The sequence below is a fragment of the Streptomyces sp. NPDC034103 genome, assembly GCF_055575395.1.
In genome coordinates this window covers 484,987-497,463 of record NZ_JBVISS010000006.1, presented here as the reverse complement: position 1 = coordinate 497,463, position 12,477 = coordinate 484,987, and the positions used below count along the sequence as shown (strand labels likewise).

At 68.4% G+C, this 12,477-nt stretch carries 10 protein-coding genes; 1 reads left to right on the top strand and 9 read right to left on the bottom strand.

All coding sequences use genetic code 11. From position 1 onward, the window contains the following. Positions 1 to 151 precede the first annotated feature (151 nt). The 7 genes from mreD to ACZ56U_RS16260 all read right to left on the bottom strand — a co-directional run bounded on the left by mreD (position 152) and on the right by ACZ56U_RS16260 (position 8,381). Positions 152 to 829, bottom strand: coding sequence for a rod shape-determining protein MreD (mreD, locus tag ACZ56U_RS16290; RefSeq protein WP_469084657.1), 678 nt, complete (start codon positions 827 to 829; stop codon positions 152 to 154). A gap of 13 nt (positions 830 to 842) precedes the next feature. Beyond that, positions 843 to 1,790 (bottom strand): rod shape-determining protein MreC, encoded by a 948-nt coding sequence (mreC, locus tag ACZ56U_RS16285; RefSeq protein WP_469084656.1) that lies wholly within the window; start codon positions 1,788 to 1,790, stop codon positions 843 to 845. A 151-nt stretch (positions 1,791 to 1,941) separates the two neighbouring features. After that, positions 1,942 to 2,961 (bottom strand): rod shape-determining protein, encoded by a 1,020-nt coding sequence (locus ACZ56U_RS16280; protein ID WP_466186876.1) that lies wholly within the window; start codon positions 2,959 to 2,961, stop codon positions 1,942 to 1,944. Between the two features lie 323 nt (positions 2,962 to 3,284). Continuing rightward, positions 3,285 to 3,698 carry a nucleoside-diphosphate kinase gene (gene ndk, locus ACZ56U_RS16275; RefSeq protein WP_391241443.1) on the bottom strand — a complete coding sequence of 138 codons (414 nt, stop codon included), beginning with the start codon at positions 3,696 to 3,698 and terminating at the stop codon, positions 3,285 to 3,287. Positions 3,699 to 3,762: 64 nt separating this feature from the next. After that, entirely contained in the window at positions 3,763 to 4,119 is a 357-nt protein-coding gene (locus ACZ56U_RS16270; RefSeq protein WP_391241441.1) for a DUF4233 domain-containing protein, read from the bottom strand. 9 nt (positions 4,120 to 4,128) lie between these two features. Next, positions 4,129 to 5,613 carry a bifunctional tetrahydrofolate synthase/dihydrofolate synthase gene (gene folC, locus ACZ56U_RS16265; RefSeq protein WP_469084655.1) on the bottom strand — a complete coding sequence of 495 codons (1,485 nt, stop codon included), beginning with the start codon at positions 5,611 to 5,613 and terminating at the stop codon, positions 4,129 to 4,131. Positions 5,614 to 5,756: 143 nt separating this feature from the next. Beyond that, positions 5,757 to 8,381, bottom strand: coding sequence for a valine--tRNA ligase (locus tag ACZ56U_RS16260; RefSeq protein ID WP_469084654.1), 2,625 nt, complete (start codon positions 8,379 to 8,381; stop codon positions 5,757 to 5,759). 890 nt (positions 8,382 to 9,271) lie between these two features. On the opposite strand from ACZ56U_RS16260, the gene ACZ56U_RS16255 reads away from it, so the two are divergent. Beyond that, on the top strand, positions 9,272 to 10,213 hold the full coding sequence (locus ACZ56U_RS16255) for a hypothetical protein (RefSeq protein WP_469084653.1): 942 nt from the start codon (positions 9,272 to 9,274) through the stop codon (positions 10,211 to 10,213). A 71-nt stretch (positions 10,214 to 10,284) separates the two neighbouring features. Here ACZ56U_RS16255 and clpX read toward each other — a convergent pair whose 3' ends face one another. Both clpX and ACZ56U_RS16245 read right to left on the bottom strand, forming a co-directional pair. Continuing rightward, positions 10,285 to 11,574 carry an ATP-dependent Clp protease ATP-binding subunit ClpX gene (gene clpX / locus ACZ56U_RS16250; protein WP_307030666.1) on the bottom strand — a complete coding sequence of 430 codons (1,290 nt, stop codon included), beginning with the start codon at positions 11,572 to 11,574 and terminating at the stop codon, positions 10,285 to 10,287. A 178-nt stretch (positions 11,575 to 11,752) separates the two neighbouring features. Continuing rightward, a complete protein-coding gene (locus tag ACZ56U_RS16245; RefSeq protein ID WP_469084652.1) occupies positions 11,753 to 12,433 on the bottom strand; it encodes an ATP-dependent Clp protease proteolytic subunit in 681 nt (226 codons plus the stop codon). Positions 12,434 to 12,477: the final 44 nt, after the last annotated feature.

Here is a 12,477-nt window from a genome sequence, read left to right as displayed (position 1 = left end):
TGCGCCGTGTGGTGTGCGCGTACGAATGATGAACGGCTGACCTGTGAGGCCGCGTTCCGTCCCGGCGGACACGTTCGGGTGAACTCGCCCGGCCTGTCGGCCATCTGCCCCGCCCTCACCGGCGCCTGCTCCACGAGCACATGCCCCGCCGTCACAGCCGCTTGACCCCCTTGATGCGCCCGACGCGTGCGGTGCGGGTGCGGGCCTTGGTCCTCAGCGCGCCGAGTCCGCCGCGCTGGCCGCCGATCTTCAGGCCGGTGCCCGAGGAGAGCCAGCCGGAGGAGATGTCGGTGGCGTTGGCGGCGGAGGTGGTCTCCGCGAGGGGGTCGTTCTCGGCGCGGCGGGCGAGCGCCATGATGCCGGGGACGACGAAGGGCGCGAGCAGCAGGTCGTAGAGCGCGGCGGTGAACAGCAGGCTGCCGAGGCCGACATGGCGGGCGGCGGTGTCGCCGACGAGGGCGCCGACACCGGCGTAGAGCAGGGTGGTGCCGATGGCCGCGGCGACGACGACGAGCATCGGGCCGGTGGCCGACTTGAGTCTGCCGTTCTCCGGTTTGGCGAGCCCGGCGAGATAGCCGATGACGCACAGCACCAGCGCGTAGCGCCCGGCGGCGTGGTCGGCGGGCGGCGCGAGGTCGGCCAGCAGACCCGCGCCGAACCCGACGAGGGCGCCGCCGACATGGCCGTAGACCATCGCCAGGCCGAGGACGGTCAGCAGCAGCAGGTCGGGGACGGCGCCCGGGAGGTGGAGTCGGGCCAGGACGCTGACCTGGAGGACCAGGGCGACGACGACGAGGGAGGTGGAGAGCAGGATCCGGTTGACACGCAAGGGGAATCAGCTCCTACTGCTCTTGCTCGAGCTGGCCGTCGGCGGGGGCGTTGGCGGACGGGGTCACCGTGACGGTGACGGTCGGCCGGGGGGTCGGCTTCGGCTTGTCGGGCAGCACCGTGTCTCGCGGGTCCTTCTTCGGGGTCTCGACGACGACGCCGACGATGTCGAGCTTGGTGAAGCTGACGTACGGCGTGACGTAGAGGGTGCGGGTGAGGTCGCCGCCGGAAGGGTCGACGCGGGAGACGACGCCGACGGGGACGCCGGGCACGAAGGGCTTGTCGGCCTGCGAGCCGAAGGTGACCAGACGGTCGCCCTTCTTCACCTCGGCCTTGCCGTTGAGGAGTTCGACGCGCAGCGGGCGGTCGCCCTGCCCGGAGGCGAAGCCCAGCTCGTCGCCGGCCTCCATGCGGGTGCCGACGGTGAAGTCGGGGTCGCTGGCGAGCAGCACGGTGGCGGTGTCGGGGCCGACGGTGGTCACGCGGCCGACCAGTCCGTCGCCGTTGAGCACGGTCATGTCGCGCCTGATGCCGTCGTTGCTGCCGACGTCGATGGTGATCGTCCAGGAGAAGCCCTGGGCCGCTCCTATGGCGATGACCTCGGCGCCCTTGATGCCGTACTGCCCCTCGGCGGCCACGTTCAGCATGCTGGTGAGCTGCTTGAGGCGGCTGGCGTTGCGGTCGTCGCTGCCGAGGCGGGCCTTGAGGGCCGCGTTCTCCTTCTCCAGCGCGGCCATCCGGTCGTGTCGCTCGCCGGAGTCGCGGATCGCGGAGACCGCGTTGCCGACCGGGTTCACGGCGGTCGAGACGCCGTCCTCGACGGGGCCGAAGACCGTGGCCGCGGCCTGGCGGGCACCGTCGACCGGCGAGTCCTCCCCGCCGCGGATGTCCACCGTGATCAGCGCGAACGCGATGGCGATCAGCAGCACCAGGAGCAGCCGGCTCTCTCGTGTGTCCCTCACGTGCGGCGGCGTGCCTTCCTCAATAGGAATGTGCGGTGTTCAGGAATGTGCGGATGTGTAGGCGCGGGTGTGTGCGCGAGCTTATGCCTCTATATCAACGATCCGCCGTACGAGAGGAGATCATCTCGTACGGCGGAATCGACGAGTTACGTCATCTGCGCGGCTGGGCGTCCAGGACCTGCTGGAGCGCCTCGAACTCCTCCACGCACTTGCCGGAGCCGAGCGCCACGCTGTCCAGCGGGTCCTCGGCGATGTGGATCGGCATGCCGGTCTCCCGGCGCAGCCGCTCGTCCAGACCGCGCAGCAGGGCGCCGCCGCCGGTCAGGACGATTCCGCGGTCCATGATGTCGCCGGACAGCTCGGGCGGGCACTTGTCGAGGGTCGTCTTGACCGCGTCGACGATCGCGTTGACGGGTTCCTCGATCGCCTTGCGGACCTCGGCGGCCGAGATGACGACGGTCTTGGGCAACCCGGAGACGAGGTCCCGGCCGCGGATTTCGGTGTGTTCGTCATTGTCGAGGTCGTACGCCGAACCGATCGTGATCTTGATCTGCTCGGCCGACCGCTCACCGAGGAGGAGGGAGTACTCCTTCTTGATGTGCTGGATGATCGCGTTGTCCAGCTCGTCGCCCGCGACGCGGATGGACTGGGCGGTGACGATGCCGCCGAGCGAGATGACCGCGACCTCCGTGGTGCCGCCGCCGATGTCCACCACCATGTTGCCCGTGGCCTCGTGGACCGGCAGGCCGGAGCCGATGGCGGCCGCCATGGGCTCCTCGATGATGTGCACCTGGCGGGCGCCGGCCTGGGACGACGCCTCGATGACGGCGCGGCGCTCGACGCCCGTGATGCCCGAGGGCACACAGACGACGACCCGCGGACGAGCCAGATACCGCCGCTTGTGGATCTTCAGGATGAAGTAGCGGAGCATCCGCTCGGTGATCTCGAAGTCGGCGATGACACCGTCCTTCAGCGGACGCACGGCAACGATGTTGCCGGGCGTGCGCCCGATCATCTTCTTCGCTTCGGCGCCGACGGCCAGGATTCCACCGGTGTTCGTGTTGATCGCGACGACGGACGGCTCGTTGAGTACGATCCCGCGACCCCTGACGTACACCAGCGTGTTGGCGGTCCCGAGGTCGACAGCCATGTCACGGCCGATGAACGACATTGAGTTCCCCATCAGGATTCGTCTGGCCTTCCTGGGAGCTTTGAGGGCTTTTCAGGTCGGCGAAGTGGGTGCTGTGACGTGAAGGCTTCCATCGTAGTGGCGCCTACGCGAACACTGCGCGAGGGTCTTCGCCATTGTCAGCAGATCAGAGGCCGCCGCGCTTGTGGAGACGGTCCATAGGGGGAACCCGTTCCCCCGATCGGCACGCATATGCCAAGGGACGGCCGAAAACAGACGGCCGTCCCAGGTCAGACCGACAGGCGACATGACACGCCGTCAGAAAAAGCCACGAAACCCACGCACGGAAGGATCGCGCGCGGAGCCTAGGCGCGGCCGGGGAAGAAGATCTTCACCTCGCGCTCGGCCGACTCCTCCGAGTCGGAGGCGTGGATCAGGTTCTCGCGGACGATCACACCGAAGTCACCGCGGATGGAACCGGGCGCCGCGGCGATCGGGTCGGTCGGGCCGGCCAGCGCGCGCACGCCCTCGATGACCCGCTCGCCCTCGACGATCAGCGCCACAACCGGACCGGAGGCCATGAACTCCACCAGCGGCTCGTAGAACGGCTTGCCCTTGTGCTCGCCGTAGTGCTGCTCCAGCGTGTCCTGGTCGAGGGTGCGCAGCTCCAGCGCGGTGATCTGCCAGCCGGCCTTGCGCTCGATGCGGCTGATGATCTCGCCGGTCAGGCCACGACGGACGGCGTCGGGCTTGAGCAGGACGAGGGTGCGCTGGGTCACGACGGGCTCCTTGTGATCAAAAAACGTGCGGGTGACGAGATTACCGGGCGTGTCCCCCGGCCGGTCACGCAGCGTCAGGTGTAGGGGAGTCGGCCTGCGCCGCGAACCTGGCCTTCGCCTCGTCGACCTTCCGTCCGTAGTGCACCGAGGCCCACCACAGCGCCGCGAAGACCACGCCCAGGAAGAACATCGTCGGCACCACGAACCCCGAGGCGATCAGGGCGATCTGGAGGGCCCAGCCGAGGGCGACGCCGCCGGGCCGGGTGATCACACCGCACAGCACCAGACAGAGCACCATGGCGACGCCGCTGACCGTCCACACCGCCGACGTGGACAGGCTGTCGTCCTTCATGGCGACCAGCGCGGCGAAGCCGATGATGAAGAACTCGCCGATCAGGGTCGAGGAGCACAGAGTACGCATTGGTGGGTTTCAGCCCTTCCCCAGCAGCAGCCGGGCCTCGCCGACTGTGATGACCGATCCGGTGACGAGCACACCGCCGCCCGCGAACTCGCCCTCCTCCTCGGCCAGCGTGATCGCGGCCTCCAGGGCGTCGGGCAGCCGCGGCTCGACCTGTACGCGCTCCTCACCGAACACCTCGACGGCGATTCCGGCAAGCTCGTCGGCGTCCATCGCCCGGTGACTGGTGTTCTGGGTGACGACGATCTCCGCGAAGATCGGCTCGAAGGCCTCCAGCAGCCCACGCACGTTCTTGTCGCCGCTCGCCCCGACCACCCCGATCAGCCGGCTGAAGTCGAAGGCCTCGCCGATCGCTTCAGCGGTGGCGCGGGCACCCGCGGGGTTGTGCGCCGCGTCCAGCACGACGGTGGGAGAGCGCCGTACGACCTCCAGCCGCCCCGGGGAGGTCACGGCCGCGAAGGCCTTGCGGACGGTGTCGAGGTCGAGCGGCTCGGGCCGCTGCGAGCCGACGCCGAAGAACGCCTCGACCGCGGCGAGCGCCACAGCGGCGTTGTGCGCCTGGTAGGCGCCGTGCAGCGGGAGGTAGACCCCTTCGTACTCCCCGCCGAGCCCGCGCAGCGTGAGCAGTTGCCCGCCGACCGCGACCTGCCGCGCGACCACCCCGAACTCGAGCCCCTCACGAGCGACCGTGGCGTCGACCTCGACCGCCTTCTTCAGCAGGACTTGAGCGGCGTCGACCGGCTGCTGCGCCAGGATGACCGTCGCGTCCTGCTTGACGATGCCGGCCTTCTCCGTGGCGATCGCGGCGGTCGTCTCGCCCAGCCGGTCGGTGTGGTCCAGGTCGATGGGGGTGACGACGGCGACGTCCCCGTCGATGACGTTGGTGGCGTCCCAGGAGCCGCCCATGCCGACCTCGACGACCGCCACGTCGACCGGGGCGTCGGCGAAGGCGGCGTACGCCATGCCGGTCAGCACCTCGAAGAAGGACAGCCGGTACTCCTGCTGCGCGTCGACCATCTCGACGTACGGCTTGATGTCCTCGTACGTCTCGATGAACCGCTCCGCCGAGATCGGCGCCCCGTCGAGGCTGATGCGCTCGGTGATCGACTGCACGTGGGGGCTGGTGTACCGGCCGGTGCGCAGCTCGAAGGCGCCGAGGAGGGCCTCGATCATGCGGGCGGTGGAGGTCTTGCCGTTGGTGCCGGTGATGTGGATCGAGGGGTACGACCGCTGCGGGTCGCCCAGGACGTCCATGAGCGCGGCGATACGGCTGACGGACGGCTCCAGCTTGGTCTCGCCCCACCGCGTGGCGAGGTCCGCCTCGACCGCGCGCAGAGCCTTGTCGACCTCGGGGTCCTGGGGTCGTCCCGGCACGTCTGCCTCCGGCGGGCCGCCCTGGGTGCGCAGGGTGCGGCTGCCGGCCTCGATGACCGCGAGGTCGGGGTCCCGGTCTGTCTCGGCGTCGATGATCTCGTCGAAGGGGTCGCTGTCGCTCACGGGGTCAGTCTACGGAGGCTGACCGACATGCCGCCCATGGAGTGGGGTGGCTGGTGCCGCCTTGCGGGCGCGGGGAGGTTCGCGGCTGGTCGCGCCCACGGGGCGGAGCCGCACATCGATGCGGCCCCGCGCCCCTGGGTCGGCTACTGCTGAGGCAGCCTGTCCAGCTGGGACTGGATACGGGCGATGTCCTCGTCCGCCTTCGCCAGCCGGCCGCGGATCTTGTCCACCACGTTGTCCGGGGCCTTGGCGAGGAACGCCTCGTTGCCGAGCTTCGCCGTGGCCTGGGCCTTCTCCTTCTCGGCGGCCGCGAGGTCCTTGGCGAGGCGCTTGCGCTCCGCCGCGACGTCGATGGTGCCGGAGAGGTCGAGGGCGACCTCGGCGCCGGCGACCGGGAGGGTCGCCGTGGCCGTGAAGGCGTCGCCCTCCGGCTGGAGGCGCAGAAGCTGGCGGATGGCGGCCTCGTGCGGCGCGAGCGCCGTGCCGTCGAGGGCGAGGCGGGCCGGGACGCGCTGGCCGGGCTGGAGGCCCTGGTCGGCGCGGAAGCGGCGCACCTCGGTGATGACGGACTGGAGGGTCTCGATCTCCCGCTCGGCGGCGTCGTCACGGAAGCCGCTGTCCGTCGGCCAGTCGGAGATGACGATCGACTCGCCGCCCGTGAGGGTGGTCCACAGGGTCTCGGTGACGAACGGGACGATGGGGTGCAGCAGCTTCAGCGTCACGTCGAGGACCTCGCCGAGGACGCGGCCGGAGACCTTCGCGCCCTCGCCGCCCGCCATGAACGTGGTCTTGGACAGCTCGACGTACCAGTCGAAGACCTCGTCCCACGCGAAGTGGAAGAGCGCGTCGGAGAGCTTCGCGAACTGGAAGTCCTCGTAGAACGCGTCCACTTGAGCGACCGTCTTGTTGAGACGCGACAGGATCCAGCGGTCGGTCGCCGACATCTGCTCGGGGGACGGCAGCGGACCCTCGACCGTCGCGCCGTTCATCAACGCGAAACGGGTGGCGTTCCAGATCTTGTTGGCGAAGTTCCGGGACGCCTGGACCCAGTCCTCGCCGATCGGGACGTCGGTGCCGGGGTTGGCGCCGCGGGCCAGGGTGAAGCGGACGGCGTCGGAGCCGTACTTGTCCATCCAGTCGAGCGGGTCGACGACGTTGCCGAAGGACTTCGACATCTTCTTGCCGCGCTCGTCGCGGACCAGGCCGGTCAGGGCGATCGTCTTGAACGGGACCTCGCCGTCCATGGCGTAGAGGCCGAACATCATCATCCGGGCGACCCAGAAGAAGATGATGTCGTGGCCGGTCAGCAGGACGTCGGTGGAGTAGAACTTCCGCAGGTCCGCGGTCTGTTCGGGCCAGCCGAGCGTGGAGAACGGCCACAGGCCGGAGGAGAACCAGGTGTCCAGGACGTCGGTGTCCTGGGTCCAGCCCTCGCCGGCCGGCGGCTCCTCGTCCGGGCCGACACAGACGACCTCGCCGTCGGGGCCGTACCAGACGGGGATGCGGTGGCCCCACCACAACTGCCGCGAGATGCACCAGTCGTGCATGTTGTCGACCCAGTCGAAGTACCGCTGCGACATGTCCTCGGGGTGGATCCTGACCCGGCCGTCGCGGACCGCGTCACCGGCGGCCTTGGCGAGCGGGCCGACCTTGACCCACCACTGCATCGACAGGCGCGGCTCGATGGTGGTCTTGCAGCGCGAGCAGTGGCCGACGGAGTGGACGTAGGGCCGCTTCTCGGCGACGATCCGGCCCTGCGAGCGCAGCGCCGCGACGATGGCGGAGCGCGCCTCGAAGCGGTCCAGGCCCTGGAAGGGTCCGTGGACCGTGATGACGGCCCGCTCGTCCATGACCGTGATCGACTCCAGGCCGTGGCGCTGGCCGATGGCGAAGTCGTTGGGGTCGTGGGCCGGGGTCACCTTCACGGCGCCGGTGCCGAACTCGGGGTCGACGTGGGTGTCGGCGACGACCGGGATGGTGCGGTCGGTCAGCGGCAGCTTGATCCGCTTGCCGATGAGGTGCCGGTAGCGCTCGTCGTCGGGGTGAACGGCGACGGCGGTGTCACCGAGCATGGTCTCGGCACGGGTGGTGGCGACGACGAGCGTCTCCTCCCCCTCGCCGTACGTGATGGAGACGAGCTCGCCGTCGTCCTCCTGGTACTCGACCTCGATGTCGGAGATGGCGGTCAGACAGCGGGGGCACCAGTTGATGATGCGCTCGGCACGGTAGATCAGCTCGTCCTCGTAGAGCTTCTTGAAGATGGTGAGGACGGCCTTGGACAGGCCCTCGTCCATCGTGAAGCGCTCACGGTCCCAGTCGACGCCGTCGCCGAGGCGGCGCATCTGGCCGAGGATCTTGCCGCCGTACTCTTCCTTCCACTGCCAGACGCGCTCGACGAACTCCTCGCGCCCCAGGTCGTGCCGCGACTTGCCCTCCTCGGCGAGCTGCTGCTCGACCTTGTTCTGGGTCGCGATACCGGCGTGGTCCATGCCGGGCAGCCACAGCGACTCGTACCCCTGCATGCGCTTGCGGCGCGTGAGGGCGTCCATGAGCGTGTGCTGGAAGGCATGCCCCAGGTGCAGGGAGCCGGTGACGTTCGGCGGCGGGATGACGATGGTGTACGCGGGCTTGTCGCTCTTCGCGTCGGCGGCGAAGTAACCCCGCTCCACCCAGCGCTCGTACAGCGCCCCCTCTACCTCGGCCGGCGCGTACTGGGTCGGCAGTTCGGTGTCGGGCGCTGATGGCTGCTGCTGAGCGTTCTCGGTCACGGGCCCAGTTTAGGGGTGCCGCGGGGGTGTCCAGTAACGCGTTTCGCTTTGACCACAACGGCTCCGAAACCTGAGACCTGACGAGGCGTATGACTCATGACACATCAAACGAAATGGCATGCACACGTCGCACACGAGGGCATAGTTTCGATCACTGCCCAAAGATACGACCACTCATAAACCCTGGAGGCGCAGCAAGTGAAGCGACACCTGATCACCGTCAGCGGCTTGGCAGTTCTCGGCCTGCTGGTCACGGCAACTCCCGCAGCGGCCGGGCCGAGTCGGTATTGCAGCGCCCTCGTCCCCGACGGTTTCTCTGTAGTGCAAGGCGCATACGGAGGGGGCAGCGAGCATCTGGCCAGTCGAACCTTCCTCGACGAGGTGCACCTGTACGTCAAGGACACGAGAGCTGACGGCCACCACGTGCGGATCAGGCTGTTGACGCGTCGAGACGACGGCACAACCCATTTCTGGCCCTGGCGCGCCGTGTATTCCGGTTCGGGCACTTCCAACTCGTGGTCGACGACCGCGACCGACTCTGGCGGCATACGGCTCATACAGCACGAGGTAGCTGTTTTCGAAGGGGACACGAGGTTGGGCACTTGCGTCACCGAGGGCTACAGCAGTTAAGCCACAACCCTCCACGACGGCTCGTCGCATACTCCGGCGGGCCGTTCACGCTATCCGGTCCGAGGGTGCCGCTGCCGGCCAGTCGGAGTCTGGGTGAACGTCAAGCTGCCTCAAGGCGTCAGTGATCGCATCGACCATGGGCTCACGGGTCCGTTTCGAAACGCAGTGCTTCTGTAACGGTGCGCCCCCCGATGCAATGCATCGCCTGCGCCTGCGCCAGGATGTTCCGAACACATAAGCATCTGGAGGGGACCCCAGTAATGAGTCACAACCAGCCGGGCCCGTACGGCGGGCAGCCCCAGCAGCCCGGACCGTACGGTCAGCAGGGCCCGTACGGCCAGCAGCCGCCGCAGGCCCCCCAGCCCGGCTACGGCTACCCCCAGCAGACTCCCCCGCCCCAGCAGCCGGGCTACGGCTACCCCCAGCAGGGCGGCGTACCGCCACAGACCCCGCCGTACGGCCAGCAGCAGTACGGACAGCAGCCCTACACGACCCCGATGCCGCCCGTGCCCGGCGGTGGCGGCGGCGGCAAGAAGAAGCTCGGCCTCATCATCGGCGCGGTGGCGGTCGTGGCGGCGATCGCGGTGGGCGCGGCGCTGGTGCTGGGTGGGGGTGACAGCGACTCGGCCGCCGGGGACGACGGCCCGCACAAGTTGACCACTCCGGCCAAGGTTCTCGGCGAGTACAAGAAGAGCGAGGGCGGGAACTCCGACGGTGCGATGACCGAGGAGGACCTGAAGGACGCCGCGAAATGGGGCGTGAAGGACCCCAAGGACGTCGACGCGTCGTACCAGGCGGGCGAGGACCCGGACAACCCACTGGCGGGCAAGTTGCTGTCCTTCGGTGGTGTCTACGGTGAGATCGATGACCCCGAGAAGACGGTCGACGCGCTCTTCGACTCCATGAAGAAGGACGCGTCCGAGAACGACGTCACCTTCGAGGGCGACCCGAAGGCCTACACGCCCGAGGGCTTCGACGGCACCGTCCTGAAGTGCCAGGAGGCCACGATGAAGAACACCGAGGCCTCGGCGGGTGTGCCGAGCGAGATGAAGATGACGTACTGCGCCTGGGGCGACCACAGCACGATCGGCTTCGTGATGCCCCTGGAGTTCTCGGACATCGCGGCCGGCAAGGGGTCGGATCCGGCGGAGGTGGCCGCGCTCACGGTCAAGCTCCGCAAGGAGGTCCGCGTCAAGATCTGACGCTCCGAACTGCGAAGGGGCCCCGGTCGGTTGACCGGGGCCCCTTCGTTCGTCCTTGTGCGCGGCGGCGGTTACGCCGTCTTCGCCTCGCCCGGTCCCCGGCCGTTGCGCGCGTCGCGCGGGATCAGGGTCGGGTTGACGTTGGAGTGGACGACGTCCGCCGTGATGACGACGCGGGCCACGTCCTTGCGGGACGGGATCTCGTACATGACGCCCTGGAGGACTTCCTCCATGATGGCGCGCAGGCCTCGGGCGCCGGTCTGGCGGAGGATGGCCTGGTCCGCGATGGCCTCCAGCGCCTCGCGCTCGAAGTCCAGCTCCACGCCGTCGAGTTCGAACAGCCGCTGGTACTGCTTGACCAGCGCGTTGCGGGGCTCGACCAGGATCTGGAGCAGCGCCTCGCGGTCGAGGTTGTGGACCGAGGTGATGACGGGCAGACGGCCGATGAACTCGGGGATCATCCCGAACTTCACCAGGTCCTCCGGCATGACGTCCTCGAACTGGTCCTTGGCCTCCAGCTCCCGCTTGGAGCGGATCGTCGCGCCGAAGCCGATGCCCTTCGCGCCCGCCCGGGACTCGATGAGCTTCTCCAGGCCCGCGAAGGCACCGCCCACGATGAACAGGACGTTCGTCGTGTCGATCTGGATGAACTCCTGGTGCGGGTGCTTGCGTCCGCCCTGGGGCGGGACCGAGGCCGTGGTGCCCTCGAGGATCTTGAGCAGGGCCTGCTGGACGCCCTCGCCGCTCACATCGCGGGTGATGGAGGGGTTTTCACTCTTCCTCGCGACCTTGTCGATCTCATCGATGTAGATGATGCCCGTCTCGGCCTTCTTGACGTCGTAGTCCGCCGCCTGAATGAGCTTCAGAAGGATGTTCTCGACGTCCTCGCCGACGTACCCCGCCTCCGTGAGCGCCGTGGCGTCGGCGATCGCGAACGGGACGTTCAGCATGCGGGCCAGAGTCTGGGCCAGCAGGGTCTTGCCGGAGCCCGTCGGGCCCAGCAGGAGGATGTTGGACTTCGCCAACTCGATTGCGTCGTCACGGCCGCTTCCGCCGCCGTTCTCGCCGGCCTGGACGCGCTTGTAGTGGTTGTACACCGCCACGGAGAGAGCCTTCTTGGCCTGCTCCTGGCCCACCACATAGCCCTCGAGGAACTCGTAGATCTCGCGGGGCTTGGGCAGTTCCTCCCAGCGCACCTCGCTCGTCTCCGCGAGCTCTTCCTCGATGATCTCGTTGCAGAGATCGATGCACTCGTCGCAGATGTACACACCAGGCCCTGCGATGAGCTTCTTGACCTGCTTCTGGCTCTTGCCGCAGAACGAGCACTTGAGCAGATCGCCGCCGTCACCGATGCGTGCCACGGTGTGCTTCCCCTTCGCCTGGGAGACGCCTAGGTCCAGCGGCTCCTGGTGCTGCCTTATTCCGACGGTACCTTGCCGGGCCCCCCGTTCGGGCCCCCCTTGGCGCGGTTCACTTTGACGTGCAGCGTGTCAAAGCACACGAACCAGGCCAAGGGGCGGCAGACAATACAGCCTCCGACTAGCGGACGGCCGCGTTGTTCATCTTCCGAGTGGAGATGATCTGGTCGATCAGACCGTAGGAGAGCGCCTCCTCGGCCGTGAGGATCTTGTCGCGCTCGATGTCCTCGCGGATCTTCTCGATCGGCGTGGTGGAGTGCTTGGCCAGCATCTCCTCCAGCTGCGCGCGCATCCGCAGGATCTCGTTGGCGGCGATCTCCAGGTCGGAGACCTGACCGCGGCCCGTCTCGCTGTAGGGCTGGTGGATCAGCACGCGCGCGTTCGGCAGCGCCATGCGCTTGCCGGGCGTACCGGCGGCGAGCAGGATGGCCGCGGCGGAGGCCGCCTGGCCCATGCAGACCGTCTGGACGTCCGGCTTCACGAACTGCATCGTGTCGTAGATGGCCGTCAGCGCCGTGAAGGAGCCGCCGGGGCTGTTGATGTAGACCGAGATGTCCCGGTCGGGGTCCATCGACTCCAGGCACAGCAGCTGCGCCATGACGTCGTTGGCGGAGGCGTCGTCGATCTGCACGCCGAGGAAGATCACGCGCTCCTCGAACAGCTTCGCGTACGGGTCGTACTCGCGGACGCCCTGCGAGGTGCGCTCGACGAAGCGCGGGATGACATAACGGGACTCCGCCGAGGGGCCCGTGTACTCGGCGCGCGTGCGGTCGTACATGCCGCTGCCGGGGAAGTCGTTCACTGTCTGTCTCCTAGGAGCTTAGGCGGTCGGCTGGGGGCGCTTGC

Excerpts from the sequence above, each read along its gene's own strand:
- ACZ56U_RS16280 (WP_466186876.1), bottom strand. The coding sequence starts at position 2,961 with ATGTCGTTCATCGGCCGTGACATGGCTGTCGACCTCGGGACCGCCAAC.
- ACZ56U_RS16270 (WP_391241441.1), bottom strand. The coding sequence starts at position 4,119 with ATGCGTACTCTGTGCTCCTCGACCCTGATCGGCGAGTTCTTCATCATC.
- ACZ56U_RS16255 (WP_469084653.1), top strand. The coding sequence starts at position 9,272 with ATGAGTCACAACCAGCCGGGCCCGTACGGCGGGCAGCCCCAGCAGCCC.